Origin of the sequence: Lepagella muris, assembly GCF_004793975.1 — a bacterium.
GTDB lineage: Bacteria > Bacteroidota > Bacteroidia > Bacteroidales > Muribaculaceae > Lepagella > Lepagella muris.
Genome location: NZ_SRYB01000014.1, coordinates 17,100 through 40,742, shown reverse-complemented (window position 1 = coordinate 40,742; position 23,643 = coordinate 17,100). Strand labels below are relative to the sequence as shown.

The 23,643-nt window shown below is 43.6% G+C and carries 24 protein-coding genes; 9 read left to right on the top strand and 15 right to left on the bottom strand.

The window, feature by feature from the left end; translation table 11 throughout:
- Nucleotides 1-3: 3 nt before the first annotated feature.
- The 3 genes from E5331_RS10640 (at nucleotide 4) to E5331_RS10630 (ending at nucleotide 3,641) form a co-directional block, all read left to right on the top strand.
- Complete coding sequence (locus E5331_RS10640; RefSeq protein WP_123481395.1) at nucleotides 4-2,229, top strand: AAA family ATPase; 2,226 nt, start codon at nucleotides 4-6, stop codon at nucleotides 2,227-2,229.
- A gap of 6 nt (nucleotides 2,230-2,235) precedes the next feature.
- Nucleotides 2,236-2,775, top strand: coding sequence for a glycoside hydrolase family 15 (locus E5331_RS10635; RefSeq protein WP_123481394.1), 540 nt, complete (start codon nucleotides 2,236-2,238; stop codon nucleotides 2,773-2,775).
- Nucleotides 2,776-3,236: 461 nt separating this feature from the next.
- Entirely contained in the window at nucleotides 3,237-3,641 is a 405-nt protein-coding gene (locus tag E5331_RS10630; RefSeq protein ID WP_123481393.1) for a BamJ family beta-barrel-assembly machinery protein, read from the top strand.
- Between the two features lie 128 nt (nucleotides 3,642-3,769).
- On the opposite strand, the gene E5331_RS10625 is transcribed toward E5331_RS10630, so the two are convergent.
- The 5 genes from E5331_RS10625 to E5331_RS10605 form a co-directional block, all read right to left on the bottom strand.
- Entirely contained in the window at nucleotides 3,770-4,294 is a 525-nt protein-coding gene (locus E5331_RS10625; protein WP_420813773.1) for a methylated-DNA--[protein]-cysteine S-methyltransferase, read from the bottom strand.
- Between the two features lie 139 nt (nucleotides 4,295-4,433).
- Complete coding sequence (locus tag E5331_RS10620; protein WP_123481392.1) at nucleotides 4,434-5,714, bottom strand: outer membrane beta-barrel protein; 1,281 nt, start codon at nucleotides 5,712-5,714, stop codon at nucleotides 4,434-4,436.
- A complete protein-coding gene (locus E5331_RS10615; RefSeq protein ID WP_275441169.1) occupies nucleotides 5,711-6,298 on the bottom strand; it encodes an RNA polymerase sigma factor in 588 nt (195 codons plus the stop codon). Before E5331_RS10615 ends, E5331_RS10620 begins: the two co-directional genes overlap by 4 nt.
- 97 nt (nucleotides 6,299-6,395) lie before the next feature.
- Nucleotides 6,396-7,127 carry a NigD1/NigD2 family lipoprotein gene (locus E5331_RS10610; protein WP_123481391.1) on the bottom strand — a complete coding sequence of 244 codons (732 nt, stop codon included), beginning with the start codon at nucleotides 7,125-7,127 and terminating at the stop codon, nucleotides 6,396-6,398.
- 297 nt (nucleotides 7,128-7,424) lie between these two features.
- A complete protein-coding gene (locus E5331_RS10605) occupies nucleotides 7,425-8,177 on the bottom strand; it encodes a 4Fe-4S binding protein (protein WP_123481390.1) in 753 nt (250 codons plus the stop codon).
- A 359-nt stretch (nucleotides 8,178-8,536) separates the two neighbouring features.
- Here E5331_RS10605 and E5331_RS10600 point away from each other — a divergent pair, with 359 nt between their 5' ends.
- Nucleotides 8,537-9,010, top strand: a complete 474-nt coding sequence (locus E5331_RS10600; RefSeq protein WP_123481389.1) for an HTH domain-containing protein — start codon at nucleotides 8,537-8,539, stop codon at nucleotides 9,008-9,010.
- An 86-nt stretch (nucleotides 9,011-9,096) separates the two neighbouring features.
- Entirely contained in the window at nucleotides 9,097-10,575 is a 1,479-nt protein-coding gene (locus tag E5331_RS10595) for a cobyric acid synthase (protein WP_123481388.1), read from the top strand.
- On the opposite strand, the gene E5331_RS20380 is transcribed toward E5331_RS10595, so the two are convergent.
- Genes E5331_RS20380 through E5331_RS10585 form a run of 3 tightly spaced genes read right to left on the bottom strand, consistent with a single transcriptional unit; the run spans nucleotide 10,562 to nucleotide 13,182 of the window.
- Nucleotides 10,562-10,711: a hypothetical protein gene (locus E5331_RS20380; protein ID WP_168355207.1), complete on the bottom strand. Its 150-nt coding sequence runs from the start codon at nucleotides 10,709-10,711 to the stop codon at nucleotides 10,562-10,564. The two genes, E5331_RS10595 and E5331_RS20380, sit on opposite strands and share 14 nt — an antisense overlap.
- Nucleotides 10,680-12,752 carry an alpha-glucuronidase gene (locus tag E5331_RS10590; RefSeq protein ID WP_123481387.1) on the bottom strand — a complete coding sequence of 691 codons (2,073 nt, stop codon included), beginning with the start codon at nucleotides 12,750-12,752 and terminating at the stop codon, nucleotides 10,680-10,682. The genes E5331_RS20380 and E5331_RS10590 overlap by 32 nt, the downstream gene beginning before the upstream one ends.
- 40 nt (nucleotides 12,753-12,792) lie before the next feature.
- Entirely contained in the window at nucleotides 12,793-13,182 is a 390-nt protein-coding gene (locus tag E5331_RS10585; protein WP_123481386.1) for a rhodanese-like domain-containing protein, read from the bottom strand.
- Nucleotides 13,183-13,351: 169 nt separating this feature from the next.
- On the opposite strand from E5331_RS10585, the gene E5331_RS10580 reads away from it, so the two are divergent.
- Nucleotides 13,352-14,266: a cation diffusion facilitator family transporter gene (locus E5331_RS10580; protein ID WP_123481385.1), complete on the top strand. Its 915-nt coding sequence runs from the start codon at nucleotides 13,352-13,354 to the stop codon at nucleotides 14,264-14,266.
- Here E5331_RS10580 and E5331_RS10575 read toward each other — a convergent pair.
- The gene (locus tag E5331_RS10575; RefSeq protein WP_123481384.1) at nucleotides 14,232-14,639 is read right to left on the bottom strand and encodes an HD domain-containing protein; all 408 of its coding nucleotides are present in this window, start codon (nucleotides 14,637-14,639) and stop codon (nucleotides 14,232-14,234) included. The genes E5331_RS10580 and E5331_RS10575 overlap by 35 nt on opposite strands.
- Before the next feature lie 390 nt (nucleotides 14,640-15,029).
- On the opposite strand from E5331_RS10575, the gene E5331_RS10570 reads away from it, so the two are divergent.
- Nucleotides 15,030-16,790 carry a DEAD/DEAH box helicase gene (locus tag E5331_RS10570; RefSeq protein WP_123481383.1) on the top strand — a complete coding sequence of 587 codons (1,761 nt, stop codon included), beginning with the start codon at nucleotides 15,030-15,032 and terminating at the stop codon, nucleotides 16,788-16,790.
- Between the two features lie 105 nt (nucleotides 16,791-16,895).
- On the opposite strand, the gene E5331_RS10565 is transcribed toward E5331_RS10570, so the two are convergent.
- The gene (locus E5331_RS10565) at nucleotides 16,896-17,207 is read right to left on the bottom strand and encodes a helix-turn-helix domain-containing protein (RefSeq protein WP_123481382.1); all 312 of its coding nucleotides are present in this window, start codon (nucleotides 17,205-17,207) and stop codon (nucleotides 16,896-16,898) included.
- 3 nt (nucleotides 17,208-17,210) lie between these two features.
- Nucleotides 17,211-17,552, bottom strand: coding sequence for a type II toxin-antitoxin system RelE/ParE family toxin (locus tag E5331_RS10560; RefSeq protein WP_123481381.1), 342 nt, complete (start codon nucleotides 17,550-17,552; stop codon nucleotides 17,211-17,213).
- A 443-nt stretch (nucleotides 17,553-17,995) separates the two neighbouring features.
- On the opposite strand from E5331_RS10560, the gene E5331_RS10555 reads away from it, so the two are divergent.
- The gene (locus E5331_RS10555; RefSeq protein ID WP_123481380.1) at nucleotides 17,996-19,588 is read left to right on the top strand and encodes an ABC-F family ATP-binding cassette domain-containing protein; all 1,593 of its coding nucleotides are present in this window, start codon (nucleotides 17,996-17,998) and stop codon (nucleotides 19,586-19,588) included.
- 174 nt (nucleotides 19,589-19,762) lie between these two features.
- On the opposite strand, the gene E5331_RS10550 is transcribed toward E5331_RS10555, so the two are convergent.
- From E5331_RS10550 to E5331_RS10540, 3 genes are read right to left on the bottom strand one after another with little or no spacing between them, the layout of a single operon-like run.
- Complete coding sequence (locus E5331_RS10550) at nucleotides 19,763-20,257, bottom strand: nuclear transport factor 2 family protein (protein WP_123481379.1); 495 nt, start codon at nucleotides 20,255-20,257, stop codon at nucleotides 19,763-19,765.
- Between the two features lie 7 nt (nucleotides 20,258-20,264).
- On the bottom strand, nucleotides 20,265-20,879 hold the full coding sequence (locus E5331_RS10545) for a flavodoxin family protein (protein ID WP_123481378.1): 615 nt from the start codon (nucleotides 20,877-20,879) through the stop codon (nucleotides 20,265-20,267).
- 20 nt (nucleotides 20,880-20,899) lie between these two features.
- Nucleotides 20,900-21,283: a nuclear transport factor 2 family protein gene (locus tag E5331_RS10540; protein WP_123481377.1), complete on the bottom strand. Its 384-nt coding sequence runs from the start codon at nucleotides 21,281-21,283 to the stop codon at nucleotides 20,900-20,902.
- Between the two features lie 200 nt (nucleotides 21,284-21,483).
- On the opposite strand from E5331_RS10540, the gene E5331_RS10535 reads away from it, so the two are divergent.
- A complete protein-coding gene (locus E5331_RS10535; RefSeq protein WP_275441168.1) occupies nucleotides 21,484-21,840 on the top strand; it encodes a winged helix-turn-helix transcriptional regulator in 357 nt (118 codons plus the stop codon).
- A gap of 4 nt (nucleotides 21,841-21,844) precedes the next feature.
- Here the strand turns inward: E5331_RS10535 and E5331_RS10530 are convergent, their stop codons facing one another.
- Nucleotides 21,845-23,551 carry a GH35 family beta-galactosidase gene (locus tag E5331_RS10530; protein WP_123481376.1) on the bottom strand — a complete coding sequence of 569 codons (1,707 nt, stop codon included), beginning with the start codon at nucleotides 23,549-23,551 and terminating at the stop codon, nucleotides 21,845-21,847.
- Nucleotides 23,552-23,643: the final 92 nt, after the last annotated feature.

Sequence of the window (23,643 nt, the reverse complement as noted above, 5' to 3'; positions counted from 1 at the left end):
GCTATGATTATATCTAAATTAGTGATAGGGAACTTCCGCAGTTATTACGGAGAGAAGATCTTTGAATTCAAACGAGGTTTAAATCTTATCTTAGGATCAAATGGAGATGGAAAGACCACGTTTTATGACGCATTGGAATTTGTTCTTGGTGAACAAAATATAGACTCAAATGTCTATTTGCGTTCATGCATATCTGCAAAGATGTTAGCGAATCTTGCCGCAGGGGAAAAAGGAGAAGTAAAGGTATCTTTAGAGATGCAGAATAATGCCAATCAGAAACGGTATGTGGAGAGATCTTTTGATGTGGTTAAAGGAGATGATGGTGCAATATCGATATCTAATGTTCAACATTTAGGTTATGTCAAATTGGCGATAGGCAGGAAGTCTGTACCGGTCAGTAGTTTACTTCAAGGAGAGGCACTTTTTCCTGCCGTAATAAAGAAATATTCCTTATTTAAAGGTGAACGTGCATTAAATATTTTTGAAGATAAGACAACTCTCCAGAATTTGATTAATCTCTTTTCAGATATTAAAGAGATGGATCCCTATATTGCATTTAGTCGTTTTGCGGAGAAGACTTCAGAAATAGCTGTATCAAATGCTCAGAAAAAGAATAAACAGACAGGAGTGAAAGCGGCAAATCTTATGGAGGAACGCAGCAAATTGGAGAAGAAATTGAAAGATGCCCAAGCGCGTCTTGAGACTTTGCAAAAAAACTATTTAGATACAAATCAGAAGATAGAATCAATAGAATCTGATTTTGATACGATAGAGTTGGTCCACAGTATGCAAGATGCATTAAAGCAAGTTGAAATTGATATTGAAACGGAAAAGTCTAAACTTAGGGAGAATTATTCAGTTAGTTTATTGGATGATTTATGGATTCTTGAGGGTTTCCAACCGATATTGGAGTCTTTTGCAGAAAAAATGACTGTATTATCAGAACAGAAACAGACTCTTATTAATCTTGATAAGGAAGCAAAAATACGCAGGCAAGCGAAGATTGAGGCAGAGCAGAAGACAATAGAAGAGTTTAAGGCTAAATTGGTGCAGTTGCCTTGGTATATTCCAGATGTCAAAACGATGCAAAGTATGCTTGAAAAGGAGGTGTGCTTGGTGTGTGGGTCTAAAGCTGTTAAGGGGTCGGATGCCTATAATCATATCGCTTCACGCTTGCAGGAAGCATTGGAGCATCTTGCACCTAAAAAAGAGATAATTGATAATTCAGAAGAAAGTAAAGAGGATACAATATTATTCATAGGTAAGAGTATTGATTATATTCATCAGCTCAGTATTCAGCTCTATAATTATGGAAAGAATATATCTGAGATTAAATATGAGATTGAGAACGTCAAATTAGGTAATGAGAAGATTCAGAATCATATTTCCAAAAAATATGAACAGGCAGATAGTATCCGTACTAAGATAGCTCAGATTCTGGCACAGTCAAAATCCGGTAATGATATCGGAGGTATGGTAGGGAATTGGAGTAATATAAAGCATTGGTTTTCGGATAAAGAATCTATAAGTGTTGAGATAGATCGGTTGACTACGAAGATTATTCCTCAAATTAAGGAAAGTATAAGGCAGAATATTGAGGAATATAAAAAGTGTGCGGTAAGTTCAGCAGCAAAGGAATTTCTGAAGATTAATAATTTCTTCCGTTTGTTTAGTAATGCTTTGGAGAATGCAGAGGAAAGAGGACTTGAGGAATTTATGGGTAGATTGGCAGAGTCTGCCAATAAATTTTTATCTATATTGAATGTGGATGACTTTACCGGTATTATTCGTATCTATCGAGATATTAGAGATAATGCAGTTAGGGTAAAACTTATTGATAAATCTGGAAAGATTATTGAAAATCCTAATACATCTTTATACACCACAATGCATCTTAGTGTCTTGTTTGCTATCTCTGAACTTACAAAAGATAATTTTGATAATGACTATCCACTGATTTTGGATGCACCGACTTCCTCTTTTGATGAAGGAAAAGATAAAACTTTTTATCAAGTGATGAATGAGCGTCTGAATAAACAATGTATCGTTGTGACTAAAAGTTTTTTGGTGAAAGATGAGGACACTGAGAGGTTTATTATTGACGAGAAGGGATTGCGAAAATTGTTAAGTGTGCGCCAGATCCCGGTTTATCGTATTGAGAAAATGATTGGTTTTGATAAGCAGGATTTATCATCAATTGAAACTATTGTGACACCAATATATTATTGATTAGAAATGAAAAATACCATTGACAATATATATGATATTTGGTTGGAATGTATGAATTCCAATTTTGAGGAACGTTTTCTTGAACCGATTATAAAAAGATATTCATACTGGCATGGTGGAACCAGTGATAGTGTGGAGTCAAAGGGACGTTCGTTTAATGCAGCTTATGAGGTGTATATTTATGCGTTCTTTTTAGGTCTGTATGCAAATGAGCGAAGACCATTGGATGGTAAGAAGCGTCATTTCAGTATGGAGATGAAACGTTGGGGTAATGTGAGTGAGGATAGGTTTAAAAATAGAAAAGCTTATCCGATTATTCAGAAGTATGTGTTTGCTGCATTGATAGCCAAGACAGAGATAGATCTTCTTGCTATTGATAGAGGTGATTTATCAATTGATAGTGGGGTAAATGAACTGATGAAAACTCTTTGTGAGTATGCTAATGGAGGATTCTATCTTATGGCAGATAAAATGGAGAATGTTCCTGATTATTTTGATGGAAATTCTGCTTTTATTGATTTTTTACATCAAAATATAAATATATAATTCTTTAGGAAATATTTGAAGTTGGTGAAACAAGGGAGGGTGGTATCAACTTGGTTCAGTGATAACGACCGAAATATCAACCGACATTCGGAAATTCACATTGATAATCTTCTTTTGTCTTTGAATCAAGGGATAGGGTGTTATTCGGATTGAATATTTATTTTATGGAGGTTTCTTGTTTGAGAATCTTTTTATTATATTTGTGGCGTGAATACAAGTCTAAGGGAAATAGGAGAGCTGCTCTTGGATTTCTGAGACTTCTTGGACATTTTGGACTGATAGGACTTCTTGGAGTTATAGGACTTCTTGGACTTCTTGGACTTCTGGTGGCTAAGACGTCTAATGAGTCAAAGAGGTCTTAGTGGTCTAAGTTGTCAAAGCGGTCTAATTGGTCAAGGAGGGGAGTAGGTGATATTGTGGGATATGGGTTGATTTTGCAGTTGTGAAATTTAAATGTGGTTATGGCAAAGTTTGATAAGAGGAGATATGCTGAGGAGAATGGCAGGTATCTGGAGGATTTGGCTGGTAAGGCTGGTGTGAACAGGCTTCCTAATGGGGTGCTGTATAAGGTGCTGGAGTCGGGGGAGGGTAAGATGCCTACTCTTTCGGATGTGGTGAGCGTATATTATTCAGGTAGCCTTATCTCCGGGAAGGTGTTTGATGACAATATGGGGCAACCTTATCCTGATTCATTCCGTCTTCGTGAGTTGATAGCGGGATGGCAGATTGCGTTGACAAGGATGAAGGAGGGGGATCGCTGGATGCTGTATATCCCTGCATCACAGGGATACGGGAGTAGGGGGGATTCGGATATACCGGGTAATTCCACTCTCATATTCGATATAAGATTGGTGAAAGTGAACTGAGTATGGTTTAATGTTTAATGTTTAATGTTTAGAGTTTAAAGTTTAAGGTTAGGGTCAGATTGTATAATGAAAAGATTCGTATATTTCATTGAATATTAAACCATAAACTATAAACTATAAACTATAAACTATAAACTATAAACTATAAACCTCGATTCCAGGTCAAGGAGTAATCTTTTGGCTTCCAGTCCGCCGGCGTAACCGGTGAGTTTGCCGTTGCTCCCTATCACGCGATGACATGGCACAAGTATGGATATTGCGTTGGAGGCATTGGCAGACGCCACAGCTCTCACTGCATCCGGATTACTGATTTTCTGTGCCAGTTCCTTGTAGGATGCGGTGTCTCCGTATGGGATATTCAGGAGTTCGTTCCACACCCGGCACTGAAATTCGGATCCGCAGAAGAGGAGGGGAATGTCAAACGTAGTGCGCTGTCGGGTGAAATATTCATCCAGTTGGATTATGGTGCGGTCAATCACGTCGGATCTCCCCTCCACGAAATCGGTATTGAGATAACGGCTTATCCTTCCATCTATGCCGGGGCGGCGTGTAGGGATATTCCAATCGCAGAGGCAGAGTTTTCCGTCATACGAGCCGAGAAGCATATCTCCGGCAGGGGAATGATATATGGATGTAATTATTCTGTTCATGATATGCAGCGGTTTAGTAATCTTCAAAAAATAACTTGTTAAAGTTATAAATGTAAATTTTTTCTTGTGGCAGCATCTTTCCGGTGCTTTCGGAGTAAGGAAATATGCGCCAAACTTTCACAACTTATTTTTTTACGATTACTTATTTGCCGACGTTGAAGCGTACACCGACGTTGAGGTTAAAGTTTATGGGTTTGTCGCTGTAGATTGTGCTGATGTCAGAGTTGTTGTCAAACCAATAACCGGCGCCCGGCTCCACGTATATTCCGAGGAAATCATTGATGCGGAATTGAACGCCGACAGCAGCATTAACCGACCATTGCAATGGCTTTATATTGATATCCTCTGTTTCGGAGGATTGTGTGACGTTTTCAATGACGTATCGTTTCTCGATCTTTCCGGAGACGCATTTTTGCAACTGGGTGCCGGCAGAGGCGTAAACGTCAATGAAATTCCATGTTAAGAATTTGTATTTTATGTTTAAGGGGACGCCGATATAGTTTAGTGTCTGATTCCCGACATAGTAATATTTTTCGCTGCCGTCTCTGGAATCGGATGACAGACGGGAGTAGGTGATGCCGCTTTCAATGTCAAGGTTATGTGTCAGTCCGTAGCTGACAGAAAGACCGAAAGTGACAGGCTGATGATGCTTAATCTTACGTGTGGTCCGGTTCCCTTTGTTGAAAAGGAGCATTCCGAGCACGGGACTGCCTTCCCATGCCGCACCATCATATCCGAGTGATGCATCGGTGGCATTTATCTGGGCAGTCCGGCTGTCGGAGGATGAACTTATGCCTGAAGCGAAAAGACCGATACGAATACCGTTCCCACCATGTTTGTTATCCGTCGGGCTGGATATTTGCCCGGAATATGCGTATGCCGGATAATTAGGGAGGTCATTCTTCAGTATGGATTCAGTTGCGATGGAATCGGTATTTTCGGATTGATTGCTGTCGCAGGGCGATATGATGTCAGATAATCCGGGTTCTGAGGATACGGCAGGGAGTATGGAGGCGGTAGTTTTATCTACAGTATTTGTGGAGATTCCGATATTTCCCTTCGTCATTGCAATTTCTTCTGTTAGGTAATTCTCCTCCGTCATGATATTCTTTGTAACGGAGTTTACAGTCACATTTTCAGATGAGATATTCCCGTTGCTTTTTCCGGTATTGTCTGCAATAACACTCTTTTTAGGGAGACTGATATCTTCGTTCAATAAGAAGAATCCGGTGGTGACGACAGTTGCCAATAGCACGGCAGCCACCGCCGCTCTCAATAATATGCGGCGATATATTGGAGTACGGGCATTATTCTCCACAGACGTCATCCTGCGACTCTCAATAGAGTGCCATAGACCGGAAGGTTCGTCGATTTCAAGATCCGACATCCGTTTTTTTATCTCATTAAGCCATGGATCGTTCATACTGATTTTTGGATTGAAAGTTGATATTTTCGTATATTTTCGGCAAGTTGAGCTTTTGCACGATGAAGCTGGGAGGCAGAAGTGCTCTCCTTGATATTGAGAAGTGATGAAATCTCCTTGTGGCTTTTCCCCTCTATCACGTATAGATTGAAAATCATCCTATATCCGTCAGGCAGTCTTCGGATCAGATTATAAATCACGTCGGTGGGTATCCCCTCGATATCCGGATCGTGATAGTCGGGGTCTTCCTTATCGAAGCTTTCCGATAGTGGCGAGAATTTGATTCGTGTGTTATTACGCAGAAATTTCAGAGACTCATTTACCACAATCTTTGATACCCATGCCTTGATTGAACCTTCACCACGGAATTGAAAATCTCCGATAGAGTCGAATATCTTTATGAAACTTTCCTGAAGCACATCCTTAACGTCATCCTCATCAAGAATATAGCGACAGCATATAGCAGAGAGATGTCTGACATATCTGCGATATATCAGTTTCTCTGCCATTGACTTGCCGGATCGTATGTTGTTGAGAAGATCCTCTTCGGTCATAGCCGATTCATCTAAGGATGTGGTAGACATAGTGTAGTGGAAAGTTTTATAGGTGGCACACGTTCTTGTGCGCCACCTATAAGAGTCGATTATGAGGGTGTATCCCTCAATCTGCCAAGAGATTATCTTATTTTATCATACTTGCAGGGAGAATATCCTTTATGTCGTCAATCGTGATATGACGAAGAGCGAGATCAAATTCATGAGATTTGTCGCCTTGGAACGATTTCCAATGGATCTTCAGTTTCACGTTGTCAGATCCGTTGCGTGGGAGTTCATTCAGATTGAAAGCAATCAAAATATCCCCGAGATTATTGCCGATATCGCCGTTGTTGTTGTGGCGTAGTTCAAGCTCGAACGGATCTTCCGGATTCTTTCCTGACACGAGGTGGAAAGAGTGAGGTTTGCTGTTGTTTCCCCAGAGGGCTCTCAGTCGCATGGTGAGATAGCCGTCTTCTGCTACAGTCACCCAGTCGTTGACAATCTCGACGGGATCATTTCCAAACTTATCGTTGCTGGTCTCGTCAATGTATATCTCCGGAAATTTTGTGCGAATGCTGTCAATCCAGTTTACATGCACATCCTTACGGTCGCTTTTCTCCAGGTTGTCTTCATCATAGTTCACCAAAGCCCTTACCTCTTTTGAGCCGTATGGGGATTTATCCATATTTGTAGGGTAGAGGGTGGTGTTGTTGTCGAGCTGCATTATGAAGCCGCCGTCAGAAGTGGGACATACTGTCACAAGAGCGGTGGGACGGTACATGTCCCAGGAATCGTTGTCATCGCTGCTGCATGATTGGAATGCTACGGATGATGCCATCAAGAGGATGGAAGAGATTAGAAGTTTTGCTTTTTTCATAAAAAGAATTATATGGTTTTCAGATCATGATGTAGAAGTTTTGATTAAGTAATCTTCAAAAAATAACTTGTTAAAGTTATAAATGTAAATTTTTTCTTGTGGCAGCATCTTTCCGGTGCTTTCGGAGCGCGGAATCAGTCGCATAGCCCGCTATGCTCCATCTTCCTTACTCCGAAATCCCTCGGAAATATGCGCCAAACTTTCACAACTTATTTTTTTACGATTACTAACTTCTGCCTTCTAAATCCGTATTAGTTGAAAACCTTGCACGAAAAAAGAAAAAATTTTCAAAAAACTTCACAGATATAGTCTCGGTTCTTTTCTCTCAATGCATAGTTTGGTGAGTTTGCGTTTTGCCATCCACATTATAAACCATGAAAGATGTTTTGAATGGGATGGACATATACTCACGCATCTCATGCAACCGATGCACAATTTCTTATCCACTTTCTTTGGAGAATCCATAGATATTGCCCCTACGGGACATTCTTTGGCGCATAGTCCGCATTTGTTGCATGAGCGGGAAGTCTTGGGTTTGAACCATGATCCGAGTTTGCGATAGGGACGGTTACCGGGAATCTTCGGTGACTTGAGATTCTCCTTGCTGATTTTCTCTTTCAGTTTCTTGGCAAACATTGCAAGGATAAGGCTGTCTTTTGTGTCGGGACGGTCGGTGGCTATTGAATTGACTATGGAGTGCTGCGCCACGGCAGCTACGGCAGCTATGATATTGAAATCCCGTTCTTTTGTCAAGTCTTCCAATTCCACTAAAGTATCCTCAAATTCGCGGTTGCCATATACTGTCATCAGTACAGCTATTGCACCGTTTCCGGTTAGAAGTTTCAATCGTTCGGCAGCAGTGGGCGGGACCCTTCCTCCGAAAGATGGAACGGCAATGATCACGAGATCATCCTCTCCGAAAGATGCTCCCGAAAATTCATGATTGGAAAGGTCAATGAAATTCGGAGTCTCTGTCAGGGCACATGCCATAATTTTTGCACATTTCAGAGTGCCCCCTGTGGGGCTGAAATGCAATACAGATACATTCATGATTTATAATTAGTGACTGAAGTTTCGCAAGCTGCACTTCAGTGGTTTAAAGTTTATAGTTTAAGGTTTAAGATTCACGAAAATCCACGAATCTTTTCATTATACAAAATTTAATGATCATAAACCATAAACATTAAACCTTAAACCATTTAAGTGAAATACTGAAGTTGTCTAAACTTCAATGCTTGTCTGGTTGAATAATTTCAATAATGCTTCATTTGAAACGTTTCAGACTGCAAAAATAATAAATTTGGGTAAATCCGACAATAACGGCAATGTGAAAGGATTTTTTAAGACAATCAATCAGACCTTCAAAAAATCATGCGAAATGTCAGATTAACTCTAATTTTAATATATCTTTGCAATATAATACGACTCCGAAGAGAATAACTCTCGCCAATCAACAAGCCTATTATGATGCCATAGCAGCATCGACTTCTGCCGGAGAGTCAACCCCATTCATTGAGTTTATGCTCGGCGAAGTCCTCGCTGCACTAACTCGTGGTGAAGCTGATAATGTTAATAATGCAGTAGAGTTTGTTCCTATTAAACTTCAAGGTAAATTTCCTAATAATATTCCTAATATATTTCCCAATAAAATCCGTTCACAATATCCACAAGTATCGGAGGTAGCCTGGCATATAGCATCTCTTCTTAACAATACTCCCGGAGCAAGTGCCGACCTCATAGGTGAAGCATTAGGAATAAGTGGGCGTATGGTTCGCAACCATATAGCCACTCTTCGCAAACTTGCTGTCATTGAACGTATCGGCAGTAACAAGTCCGGCTATTGGAAAGTAAATCGTATTGACGAGGAAGGAGACGAAGTATGAAAGTCAATAAATCCACATAAACTACGTTAAACTCATAAATCAAGTAATCACAGCATAATAATACGACTGAATTATATATTGTAACAATGGAAAAATTATCATCGGTCATGTTTGTCGGGACTGGTAGCGACGTTGGGAAAAGTATGATTGCGACAGGACTGTGCCGTATATTTCGTCAGGATGGTTATGCTCCGGCACCTTTTAAGGCACAGAATATGGCACTTAATTCTTATGCCACGCCTGACGGCAAGGAGATAGGACGGGCGCAGGCTGTTCAGGCGGAGGCAGCCGGATTGGAATGCACCACTGACATGAACCCGATTCTGTTGAAGCCGTCGGGTGAGTTGCGTTCGCAGGTGATTGTAAACGGTCGTCCGTATGGTAATACGGATGCTAAGACATATTTTTCGACAGACGGTAAGGATTTCTTGCGCGATGTGGCACATTTGGCATACGACCGCTTGTCGCAACAGTATAACCCGATTGTGATGGAGGGGGCGGGAAGTATCTCTGAACTTAACCTGCGGAAAAGGGATATTGTCAATATGTCGATGGCGGCTTATGCCGATGCGAAAGTGATACTCGTGGCGGATATTGACCGTGGTGGAGTCTTTGCGAGTGCCTACGGGTCAATAATGTTGCAGTCGGAGGAGGACAGAAGACGGATAAAAGGGATAATAATCAATAAATTCCGGGGAGATATGAGCCTATTTAAGTCCGGAAGGAGATTGATGGAGGAGATATGTGGAGTTCCGGTCATAGGAGTGGTGCCATATATGGATGATGTCTATATTGAGGAGGAGGATTCCGTGGCTCTTAAGATTAAGAATAAGACGGGAAACGGGGAAGGGAAAGTGAGGATTGCAGTTGTGCTTCTGAAGCATATTTCCAATTATACCGACTTTGATATGTTGGAACGTATGCCTGATGTGAGATTATACTATGCCGTCAATCCGGAGGATATCTCGGAAGCGGACATAGTGATTATTCCCGGCACGAAATCCACGATTGATGATTTATACCATATCCGTAAGTCGGGTATGGCACAGGCAGTGGTGAAAGCATACGAGGAAGGGAAGACAGTCATAGGGATATGTGGAGGTTATCAGATGATGGGTGTGGAGGTGAGCGATCCGCATAACGTAGAGGGAGATATTCGATTTTTACCCGGATTGGGTATTCTTCCGGTAAAAACAGAGATCACGTCAGATAAGACCACACGTCAGATCAATTTCCGGTTTATGAATGGGGATTGCATAAACAAAGGGTATGAAATACATGCCGGCACGACGCTCCCGGTGGGGGAATGTCATGCCGTCAATATATTGGAAGATGGATCTGCGGAGGGTTGCATGGTTGGAGAGAGATGTTTCGGCACCTACCTGCATGGCATCTTGGATAATAAGGAGGTGATCGATTATCTGCTTCGACCGTATATGAAGGATTCTGCCGAGTCGGAAGCAGAGGATTACCGAGAGTTTAAGGAGCGTCAATATGATCTACTCGCTGATAGGATAAGGGAATACGTGGATATTCCCCAGTTGTATGATATCATATCGCGATGAGCGCGGCAATCTTTTCAAGCCATTCGGCATCGGTAGCATCAAACGTGGATAGAAATTCGCTGTCAATGTCAAGCACGCCGACCACGGTGCCGTTGTTGAATACGTTAGGGCAACATGTCGCGTGTAGGGCAACCATGCAGTTTTAGGGGAAGATCCACCTTCTTTAATCTGTCAAGATCATATACCGGACGTTCCATATCGTCGGGGAATGGCAGATGGTTGATGCTCTGGAAATATAGCAGACAGGCATCTTTCCACCATTGCGCATCGTGAGTCTGAATCTTCAGTTTGTCGCCTACATGGGCAAACTTCTCGCTATCGACGTATGGGCGCATTTTGTCCCAAGCTATCTGGAATTGTCGGGCTTGTTGCAGACCTTTGTCATAATGGCGGCATATATCCTCCCATAGAGTCAGACCGTTTTGTGTCTTGTCGGTCCATGCCACATGATGAAACCATAGTAGATACTTATCCGGACAAGTCGCCTTATTTTCAAACATTAAGCGTATAGGCTCGGCATATTGAGATGTCGCGCCTGATCCTGTCGCCATAGTTCTGTCAAATCCTATGCCGTCGGCATCTGCCTGGTGATAGTAAGTGGCAGTCCAGTCGCGTCTCATGTCGGGCATCTCAAACCATGGAGCGGGTCCGTAGTGATGGTCGCGTGCGAAGATATGGTGTAGTCCCATGGGCATCATGTAGTTCACCACGGCTTCGCGGCTTTCCATCATGAGGTGGGTCATAGGGCTTACGAATGCCGGGTCGGCAGATAGCGTGAGCTTTAGCCATTCAGCGGCTATTTCATCAGCTTTCATGTCGGGATTCCAGGCAAGGCGTCCGAAGGCATACCAGTTTGATTGGGCAAACAGATGTCCGCACCAGTTGGGGTCATCTCCGATGTTTGCGACTCCGGCGATAGCCGACAGACGGTCGTTTGACGCAGTGATCTCCTTTATCGTTGACTTGGCAGGCATCCTGTGGGTGTCGGCATCAAGAGTCTCCTTGAATAGCGGAGCGAGATAGCAAAGATGGTTTGACGCACCAAGATATTCCTGAGTTATCTGGAACTCCACCATCAGATTTGTCTTGGGCATACTTCCGAACAGGGGGCTGAATGGCTCGCGTGGTTGGAAATCTATCGGACCGTTCTTCACCTGAATGATCACGTTGTCCTTAAACTTGCCGTCAAATGGCTTGAACTCATCGTATGCCTGCATCACGCGGTCGGGGCTGGAGGGGGCATATACGAATGCACGCCACATCACAATGCCTCCATGAGGGCGCAGGGCGTCGGCAAGCATGTTGGCGCCGTCAACGTGGGTGCGCCCGTAGTCGCAAGGTCCTGCCTCACCCTCACTGTTGGCTTTCACAAGGAATCCACCGAAATCAGGAATAAGGGAATAGATCTCTTTCGCTTTTGCCTTCCACCATGCTTTCACTTCCTTGTCGAAAGGGTCGGCGGTGGCTAATCCTCCCAATACTTTAGGCGATGCGAAATTCACAGAAAGGAATACTTTCACGCCGTAAGGACGGAACTGATCGGCTATTACCTTTATCTTGGAGAGATATTCATCAGAGAGGATTATCGGTTTTGCATTCACGTTGTTGAGAACGGAGGCATTTATACCTACGGAGGCACACGCACGTGCATATTCCTCATAACGGGGGGAGACTACATCCGGCAATTCGTCCCATTTCCATATAGAGAATCCGGCATAGCCGCGTTCGATTGTGCCGTCGGGATTATCCCAATGGTTGAGCACACGGTATCTGTAGGCAGGCGATTCCTTCACGTTGATATTTAGAATATCCTGCTGACAGCGCATCATGCGGTCAAGTTCATATACGGCGTAAAGCACGCCTATGGGTGAGGATGCGGATATTGTGGTGGCTCCTCCGCCGGTACGCATGATTGAGTATGCCCCTTCCGGCATATCACGTTTCCCGGTGTCGAACGTGGTCGCACCCTCCCAGCCGATGCGTTTCAATTCATTCTCAGCTATGCGTAGTGTGGGAGAGTCGTTTCTTTTTCCGGTAATCGAGACTTGCGGGGAGGTGTGTCGGTCAGAGTCATTTAGCCATAGGTTATGACCGTTGTCGGCAATTGCGGTCAGGGCATTAGGTAGGCATATCAATGCCACCAATAATGATTTGAGTTTATAAGGAAAGCGTTTCATATAAGGTATTATCGGTTGTGTGTTATGATTTGGAATAGGGCTATTCTGTAGGCATGCCTTCGGCGTTCCATTCCAGAATGCCACCTTTCAAGTCAACTACTCTATATCCGTTTCCGGCAAGCCATACGGCAGCCTCATTGCTTCTTCTTCCGCTACGGCAATATATGTAGATGGTTTTCGATTTGTCAAAATCTTCGAAACTTTGCTTGAAGGTATCCGTATCGAGCCAATTTATAAGATGTGCACCCTTCAGATGGCCAGCTGCATATTCATCCGGCTTGCGTGCATCTACAAGGTATGCATTGGGATCATTGTCAAGCATACTTTGATATTGCCGGGGGGGCACCACCTCCACATTGGAATCAGATTTCCCACCGCATCCGATCATTACGACAGCAGCGATGGCACAGATGGTTTTGAGAATCGCCATAATCAAATTATTTTTGTTAGAATACAGTTTGTTGTTCAAACGAAAAACAAAGATACTACAACTTTGTTAAATTGCCAAATGTTGAAGTTTATACAACTTCATTTCAAATAGGAGTCATTTAAGGCTCCGTCTCATAAAAAATTACTAACTTTGTCAAAAAAATATAAATATGTCGAAGGAACTTACTCCTGAAGAATGTGTAAAGGAGGCACGCCATGTCACATGGGTCGGATTCTGGTGGAATGCAGCCCTCGGATTAGCTAAAGTGGTAGGGGGTGCCATGTCAAGGAGCGGGGCACTCATCGCTGACGGAGTGCATTCATTCTCTGATTTTCTCAGTGACCTTATAGTATTGGTGATGGTAGGCATCGCCCGCAAGAAGCCAGACAGCAAGCATCTTTACGGTCATGGTAAATATGAGACGCTTGCCACCATCCTTCTGTCGATAGTGCTTCTTGTCGTTGCCATAAAGATAATAGTTGAATCAGTGCATAAAGTAATAGCCGTGATTGATGGCGAGGAGATAGCGCGTCCCGGATTATTGGCACTTGTCATTTGCGGCGCATCAATCGTAATAAAGGAGTGGCTTTACAGATATACCCGTCGGGTGGGGCAGAAGATACACTCTGACGTGGTTGTGGCTAATGCGTGGCACCACCGAAGCGATTCCTTCTCATCAATAGCTACGTTTGGCGGGGTAGCCGGAGCCATGTTTCTTGGGGATATGGGCAGGATATGCGATCCGCTGTCGGCAATAATAGTCGGAGTGCTGATAATGGTGGTTGCGATAAAGATCGGACGCCCGGCACTCAGCGAGATGCTTGAGATATCATTGCCGGAAGAGGATCTGAATCAGATTTCCGATGCCATAATGTCTACCCCCGGAGTCATCGCATTCCACCGGCTTCGCACCCGCCGAAGCGGGGCAAATGTCATAGTTGATCTTCATATCAAGGTAAATCCCCGGATAATGGTAGAAGAGGCTCATGACATTGCCACAATGGTGGAGAATGGTATTCACAATATATATGGGAATGACACGTCGATTGTCACAGTCCACATAGAACCCTATCATGGCAGTTGACCATGGGGTTTGCCTTTGCTATGATTTTTCCATAGATGTTTCTCGGCTCGTTGCCGGATGCCATGTAGTGGTCTTCCACAGCCTGAGCAATAGTCTCGATCTGCTGTTCCGTAAACCAATCGCGTAGCCACATGTCTTCGCGGACTATGTTGCCGGAAGTGATGTTGTGGTTCTTATTTTCTTTGACAAGTCCGGTGTCATGATATGCAGCTGTCGCATACACCATGTCCATGTTGACATTGAGGTTTTCAGCTATTGACAGGCTCAGCTTGATCACCATCTCAACGTGATCGCGTTGGTGAGCAACGTCAAGATCGTCATATAACGGGAAAATTGACGTCTCGATGTAATTTTTAAGTGATTCGTCTACCATTTTTTATTTGCGGATGAAGTTAGTTGCATATTTGAAGATGGTTCCGTATTGCGGAACTCCGCCACTCGTAACCGCTGCAAAGTTACAAAAGATTTTTGAATAAAAAATACTCCCACTCGCCTGTAAGAATAATCGGACAATTCGGATAAATTACTAATAATCAATGTATTATATATGAATAATACAAAATAAGATGTTGAGATACAATATATTGTAAAATCATATCCGCCGTATCATTATTTCTTAAAAAGCACAAAATATATTTCTTCGGGACAATACTTTTCCGGAGACTTGGGCATCTGCCGATATGGTCATATAGTAAAAAACGGTTGCGTATGATTGCAGTGTTGTCGGAAATCATTAATTTTGCGAAATCAAGGCGAAAAAGAGATGATAGGTAAGCAGGATATAGTACACTTCTTTGATCTTGAAGCGGAGGCTTCGGCTGAGAGATGGGAGGCGGTGATGAGATTGCCGCTTAATGACCGTATACGTAGGCGTAAGGCTATTGATTCAGTATTTCTTGACAGGGAGTTCTCCGGTATGTCGGAGGATAACTATCGGCTTTTTCGCGTATCCTTCAGCGTGAACCTCTCTGATTTCAAGGAGGGGGAATGTCTGGTGCTTCATAAGGAGGATACGATTGCTGGTATTAAATGCCGTCTTTATGGATTTGACGGCGACGACAGGATCGTGCTTGAGGTGTATCCATCGGAGGTGCCTTCCGATATCGAGTCATTCTATGATGAGCCGCTTGTGCTTGACAAGGATAAGGTTGATCTCAGAAGCAACGTTTACCGTCCGTTTGTCGCTACGCTGCCAGACTCGGAATATTTCTGGAATAATCTTATTCTCAACAGTGGGAAGTTACCTGAATTTGAAAATGCCGACGGATGTGAGCGGCAGCTTGATGAGACCATCGTGGATTTCGGGCTTTCGTTGCTCTCAAAACAGAGGGAGGCAATACTGAAGAGTATGTCGGCGAAGGATTATTACCTGATACAGGGACCTCCGGGCACCGGCAAATCGTTTGTGCTCGGTATGATTATGTTTGAGGAGATGTATTATCATCGCCACAACGTGATTGTCATCGGACCGAATCACTTGGCGATAAATAATGCCATGGAGCAATTGCTGAAGTTGCATCCCGCCTCATGTGGAAATATGCTGAAGGTTGGACAATCCTACAATGCCCCTACATTAAGTATGGACTCAGATGGAATGGAGGTGGGAATACGTAATTTCCTGCGCTATTCCCATCGTCTGAATAATCTTTTTGAGGATAATGGCGAGAATTGGCTTGTGGGTCTGACTCCGCACTCCCTCTACACAAGCAGGGCACGCGGATTGGAATGTGACACTCTGATAATTGATGAGGCGGGGCAGATGACTATCCCGTTGGCTTTGATGGGGATGATAAAGGCGAGGAAGGTGATATTTTCCGGCGACCATAAGCAGTTGCCGCCGATTGTCTCTGCCGAGGGGGTGAGTGATGACATGTGTAAGTCGGCATTCCAGATGCTAATTTCTGAAGGTAACTGCACCATGCTCGACACAAGTTTCCGTATGTGCGGACCGATATGTGATTTTGTGTCGGAACTGTTTTACGATGGCGAATTGAAGGCGATAAGGAGAGATGCGTCTGACCGGATTATATGCGGTGATCCTCTTTACAGTTTTGATGCGCCTATCGTATTGAAGGAGATAGATGATGAGGGTGAACAGGCATCGGAGAAGGAGGCGGCGTTTATAGCCGATACGATAGCCGGTTTTCTTGCCCACGGATTGCCTGCAAGTGATATTGCTGTGCTGTCGCCGTTCCGGGCACAGGCTGCTGCTGTCAGGCGTGCGATCCGTCATAATCCGGCTATATCGGAAGTGGATAGGGATCAGATCACTTCTGATACCATCGACAAGATGCAGGGGCAGGAGCGTGAGGTCATCATCTATTCTCTCACCAGCGGCAACATCGACTATATGAAAGAGATGGCTGATTTTCTATATAATCCCAACAAGATGAATGTTGCCTTTTCGCGGGCAAAATCAAAGCTGATAATTGTGGGAAGTCTGTCGAAACTCGCCCGCCTGGACCTTCCCGACTATCCCCACATCGCCAAAATGCTGACTTACTCCTTATGCAGAATACATTAATATGGAAATTCACATGAAAAATTGCACTATCTGCATTTCCATCATTTTTAGTTGAAGAAAATGCGGATAATGCAGAAAATGTAGGAAGTGTAATGGAGTTTTATCTCAGCAAAGAGAGAGCGACACACCACCGAATGAAAAAGCTGCTGGTACCCCCATAGCTTTAAATGCTCTGACAATTGTCCCGACTGTGAGGTTGTGTCCGTTCTCTATTCTTGACACCTGTGCACGTTGTACACCCATGAGCTTACCGAGTTGCTCTTGCGTGAGTTTCTTCTCTTTCCTCGCCTGTTTTATTGCCTCGCCTATTAAATAGGATTGTAATTCAGCTTCCAAGGCATCGCGTCGTGCTGTGCCTCTTTCTCCGACCACGCGGTCAAGCATCTCATCGTGGGTATATAGTTTCATTTTATCCATATTTTATTTCTTTTTGTTGTTATAATATTCTTTTCTTAGAGCTTCCGCTCTATCAATCTCTTTTTCGGGAGTCTTCTGCGTCTTTTTGACAAAACCGTGCGTTGCTATGACAAGATTGCCTGTATCTTTGTCCCAGAAAGCCAATAGACGATATGTGATACCTTGAAACTTGGTACGAAATTCCCAAATATCATCGTTCAATTTTTTGAACAGTTCCTTGTCCATGAAATAACGGCTCTTGGATATGTTGTATGCAATCTTGTCCTTGACTTTATCAGGCAAAGATTCCAAAAAGACGATAGCCGTTTCCATATACGTCACATCAAATTTTGGTTTTAGTTCCATTTGATTATTCTTTTGGGTTGCAAAGATATAAAGAATGTTACATATACGGAAACAAATGGCTAATTATTTTGTTTGTGAAGCCATAAAATAACAGAAGTTTTGTAAGTTATCGTCCTGGGTTTTATAGTTTAAGATTCACGGAATTATATTAATCTTGTCATTTTAAGTTTTGTTGTTTGACAAAATAGTATTACCTTTGTTGCCGTAAATTATATTTGCAATCATCATGTAAGAAAAATAAAAGACTATACATAATTTTATTAATTGTTAATCTTCAGGGGTTTAGGATGCTTCTGTAGATGCGTTGTTTGATGTATGGTCAGGTGTCGTAATTTTTTTTGAGAATTTAAATTAAGTTTTTTATTGGTCGTTTTTTTGAGTCGACCGATGGATGTTTCAATGAAGCAGTTTAAATAAATTCATTGTAAAGATTGCAAGTAATCATGAGTTTACAAGTTCATAATCTATCATATATGCATCCTGACAGGGATGTGTTGTTTCAGAATATAAGTTTTTCCGTTTCTTCTGGAGATAAATGTGCCATTGTTGGAAATAATGGTATCGGGAAATCCACCCTTTTGAAAATAATTGCAGGTACACTTACCCCTTCTTCGAGAAATATATCATGTGAGTCGCTTTATATGATTCCCCAGCATTTCGGGCAATATGATGGGATGTCGGTTGCGGAAATATTGGGAGTGTCGGAGAAACTGAGGGCGATGTCTGCGATTTTAGATGGAGTGGGCACTGAGGATGATTTCTTGGTTCTTAATGATGAATGGGATATTCAGGAACGCATAACGGATGCTTTTGCCCGATGGCATATAGATTATATTGAGCCGGATAGGATTATGTCAACTCTCAGTGGGGGAGAGAAGACGAGAGTATTTCTGGCTGGATTGGATATTCATACCCCATCAGTCGTATTGATGGATGAGCCGACAAATCATCTTGACATTGAGGGTAGGGGATTGCTGTATGATTTCATTCGCAATACCAATAAGACGATTGTGATTGTGAGCCATGACCGGATGTTGCTTAATATGCTGACGTCTACTTATGAGATGTCGCAGTCCGGAATGAGATTTTTCCCGATGAATTATGATGAGTATAAGACGACGATTGATGCTGAAACGGAATCAAGGGTAGCCCAGTTGGAGAATCGGCAGAAGGAATTGGCGAAAGCGGAGAAATCTGCAAGAAAAACAATGGAACGCCAGCAGAAGCATGCCACAAGGGGTGAGAAGCAAAATGCTAAAAAGGGTGTTGCAAGGATAGTTATGGGAAACCTACGCGATAAATCTGAAACCACCACATCTCGGCTGAATAAGGTGCAGCAGGAGAAATTGGGGGCAATGAATAGGGAAATGCATGAAATACGTGCGACTATAACGGAACATTCAGCCGTGAAGATAACCATTGGCTCGTCGGTACTGCCTGATAGAAAACTGCTGGTAGAGGCGAAAGATATAACATTCGCATATAAGGATGGGTTGGAGATATGGGGTCAGTCACCGTTGAATTTGTCAATTTTTAGTGGCGAGCGTATATGGCTGCAAGGTAATAATGGATGTGGGAAAAGCACGTTGCTAAAATTGATAACCGGAGATCTGGAGGTGACGGAGGGGGAGATGTGGCGTATGACGCCGCTTCATTGCTTATATCTTGATCAGGAGTATTCATGTATAGATAATGAGTTGACCGTGTATGAGCAATTGCAGTCGTGCAATCACCGTAAGCCGGAACATGAGATTAAGATGCTACTACATCGCTTTTTGTTTACAGCTACGACGTGGGATAAGAAGTGCCGGAATCTCAGTGGGGGAGAGAAGATGAAATTGGCATTATGTGGATTGCTCGCTATGGATAATGCCCCTGATATAATCATTGCCGATGAACCTACCAACAATATCGATATCCAGAGCATGGATGTATTGGCGGAGGCATTAGGAAGTTATCAAGGTACATTGATAGTGGTGAGTCATGACGAGCGTTTTGTAAGAGATGTAGGGATAGAGCGTGTAATCAAAATATGATTATGCCGGAGGAATGGTAGTCGCAAAAAAACGAATGTTCCCCCAAATATGGCTTATATATGTCAATCAGAAAAAACGCAGAACTATATGATAGTCTGCGTTTTTTTTCTTTATGCCGAATCCTCATTTTTTCGGTTGTGGAAAGACCGGGAATCAGAATGGTGATTCTTGTGATTATTTCACGTGGAATGCTTTTGCTACAATTTTCCAATCGCTGCCATCCTTTACAAGCGTAAACATATCGGAGTATTCAGCATCACCGAATTTCGACTCGATACGTACCATTGCTACATCTTCCGCCACGCTTATATCGGCTATCTCGTATGATGCCGGTTGTTTTCCTGTAACATCATAATAAGCAAACAGTTCTTTAATCGGAGCGCAAATCAGAGTGTCGTTCTCTGCATGGGAGATTGTCGCGCCTTTGGCAAAAGCCGGTTCAGCCACTTTACTGTCGCCCTGCATGGCTGCATTGACATACATATCAAGAGGGATACGTATGGCTGCTATTTCTTCCGGAGTTGCGCAACGGGCTGTCGGGTTGCACTCTGTGCTGTCACAAGTTTTAGTGCAAGAATCAGTACTGCCGTCGGTCTTGGTGCCGCAGCATGATGAAACTGCAATAGCCATCATGACTCCGGCGGATATAAGTGAAAATGTACGTTTCATTATGATTTCAATATTTATCTTGAATGAAATGAGTTCTTAAACGAGGTTCATACTCCGGATGCGGATGACCGGCGAGCGATTTAAGCATCCATGCCATGTTCTCTCCGAGCGAACGCATAGTCTGTAATCCTTCCTTATCCTTTCGCACATCGTCGGGAGTGAAGCCATGCACCGAGTTCCAGTATTGAGATGAAACGATAGGCATATTGGCAATCGTGAAGAACATGTTGAGCTGCTGGAAAGTGGATGATGCGCCTCCGCGTCGGCATGACACGACTGCCGCACCAAGTTTCCCTGCCATCTCGCCTTCTTTACAGAAGAACAGACGCTGACAAAATGAAACTATCTGACCTGTCGGTTGGGCGTAATATACCGGTGAACCGAGTATAATTGCATCAAATTCGTGAAGACGCATCTGGATATCCTTCACGGCATCGTCGCGAAAGCAATGCCCTGTCTCAAAGCACTTCATGCAGGCGATACATCCCGCTATAGGTTTCTTTCCGAGATACAGAAGTTCGGTCTCGATATCATGCGATTGTAAGGTTGTCATAACCTCCGACAGAGCCGTATAGGTGCACCCGTGTTCGTTAGGACTACCGTTGATGAGCAATACTTTCATTTGGAATGATAATGTGTCAGTTATTTCTTGATGGTGTTGGAGTTCTGGTTATACGCCTTTGCGACACATTTCCATTCGCCGTTGAGTTTCAATAGAAGCAGGAAGTCGGTGAAGTCAATGCGTCCTCCCCAGCCCTCTTCCAGCACGCGCACCACGGCAACGGTCTCCTCTACGGCAAGCACGTCAATGCGGGCTTTGAAATTGTCGCCGGCTCCTACAGTGTCGACATTATGATAGAACTGTTCGATTGAGCCATGCTCTAACACTCCATCAAGGATGCCAAACAGGACAGCATCATCAGTGAACAATGTCTTGGCATACTCACTATTGCCTTCGGCAACACTCTTTACGAATTTCTCCGCTGCTTCCTGTACGGCTGCATATTCCTTTATCTCGCTTCTCATATTCTGTATTTTTTAATGAAGATTAAACAATATGATTCAGACAACTCTGATAGAAGTTATTACAGTAGTTGTTTCTGACTGCAAAGTTAGTATGGTATATCTATTAAATCAAGTACCGAAAAATTATTCATATACCGAAAAATTTTTCGGTATGGTCAGTATCAGTAATATTCATTAACTTTGTAGAAAAAAAAAGACACATGGCATACGAAAAGAAAATACCTGTTGACCTTGATTGTCCGTTACGTCTGACAATGAGTCTTATAGAATCGAAATGGAAATCGTGCATCCTTGACGAGATACGGTCGGGAGAGGCAATGCGTCCGAGCGAGATACACAAGAGCCTTCCCGAAGCTGCACCACGGGTGCTTGACATTCAGCTAAAGGAAATGGTGGAGGATGGTTTGGTCTCTAAGACGATATATCCGGAATTGCCACCCCGCTCGGAATACAAGATAACAGAATTAGGGGTATCCCTGCTTCCCATAATAGACTCAATGCTAAGATGGGGAGAGGAGCATATCGAGATATTCGAACGTAAGTACGGAAAGAAATAATCCGTCAGCGATATTCGTAAAGACGCACGCGCTGCATGGCGAATTGTCCGGCAGGAATGCGCACGTGGCGTCCTTGATGCGTCTGATCGCCGTTGAGGTGCCTGACAATATTGAAATTTACGTCAATCATCTCTACCTCCTCACATTTTGCAATTCCGATACGGTCGTCACCTTTCTGCCAACCGCCTGCTCCTGATTTTGCCGGGGAGAACGTCACGACTACACCACTCCCCAATATCAGATATTCGTTACTGTCCAATCTCACTATCAGGCAGGCGGCTTCGGGCCATACCTCGGCTTTTGCCCCTGGTTCCCATCCGAGGGAATAACTATGTTTTATTGTGAAACGTATGCCATCGGAAGTGATAATCTCCCTTTCCCGATGCTCGTTGTCAATAAGCACTGCATCCATATCGTCGGTGCCCTGCTTATCGAGCAGAAGAGGTTCAGCTTGTCTCAAAAGATGATAGGATGCGGCTAATGGTGATAGCGATTGACCCACCGATGAGAACGCATTGAGCTGGTCATCCTGACTGAGATCCATATCTCGCCAGTCGTTGGCCGAGGCTGAGGATGTTAGTGGATAGTCCTCAATACTGAAAGGACAGAATCCCATGGCATCATGATGTCCGAAGGCGTAGATGGCATACATCGCATCTTTGTCTTCCAAACGAATTTCCGGCACAAACAGAGGATTGTTTGGCAAGTCATATTTTGCAAGCCAGTCGGTCAATCCCTTGTCGTAGATATCCACCCCAAGCACGTCTATGGCAGGCGCACCGCAATGCCAGATGTCGATGAGGTGAGCCAATGGTCCGCCGGAAGGGTATTCGCCGGGCTTTCTTCCGCGACTGTTGAGCGCGACATTTACGTACATGGGAATGTCGTAAATCTCGCGTCCTGCCCTGGCAATCTCCTGCACGTATGTGGCGTAAGTCCATGTCTGGAAAATCTCCTCACCATACATATCATCGCCAAACAGAGCTCGCCACGTCTCCTCTTTCTCATGCCCTTTGATCTTTTCTGCAATGTAGGGATGCAGACTTTTGGAGTTTTTTTGCAGATAATCGGTCAGTTGTGTCGGTACAATCCCGGCATACATCTTATTGGCATCATCAGAATAATCTCGCGGCACTTCAATCATACCTATCTCATTCTCCACCTGCACCATCACGACAGTCTGTTGACTGTCATGGTCGCGCAGATGCTCCATTATTTTGCAGAATGCTTTCTTGTCGGCTTCCATGACGTTGCTGCTCAATGCGCTTGCCTCTTCCAATGGCTTGCCTGAGTCGGTATGCGCACGGGGAAACCGCTTTATATCGCGCTTGAACCATTCCGGAGTATAGCAGCTCATGCTATTTTTCCAGGCTCCAAACCACAACAGCACCACTTTCAGGTCGTTGTCGCGGGCTTCAGTCAGTATATCGTCGAGTGTGGACATGTCGAATTCCCCCTCATGCGGCTCAATCAGTTCCCACGACACGGGAGCAAGCACGGTATTCAGACCGAGACGTTTAAGGTGAGGGAAAATCCGTTTCAAGTCACTGCGTGTTGATGCCGAGGAATTTCCAAGTTCCCCGCCAATCATTAGCATGGGACTGTCGTTTGTCACGATTCGTGTGGCGGTGCCGTGTCTTTCAAGACGAGGCTGGGCAATACCGGAGATTGCGATGATGCATATAAGCATTAAGAGGAATAAGCGTCTCATATCGGTGGTTAGAAATAAAGATTAGATGATTTCGATAGTTAGATCAGTTTCATTAATGCAAATGTACAAAAAATTAAGTATTGATGCGAGGT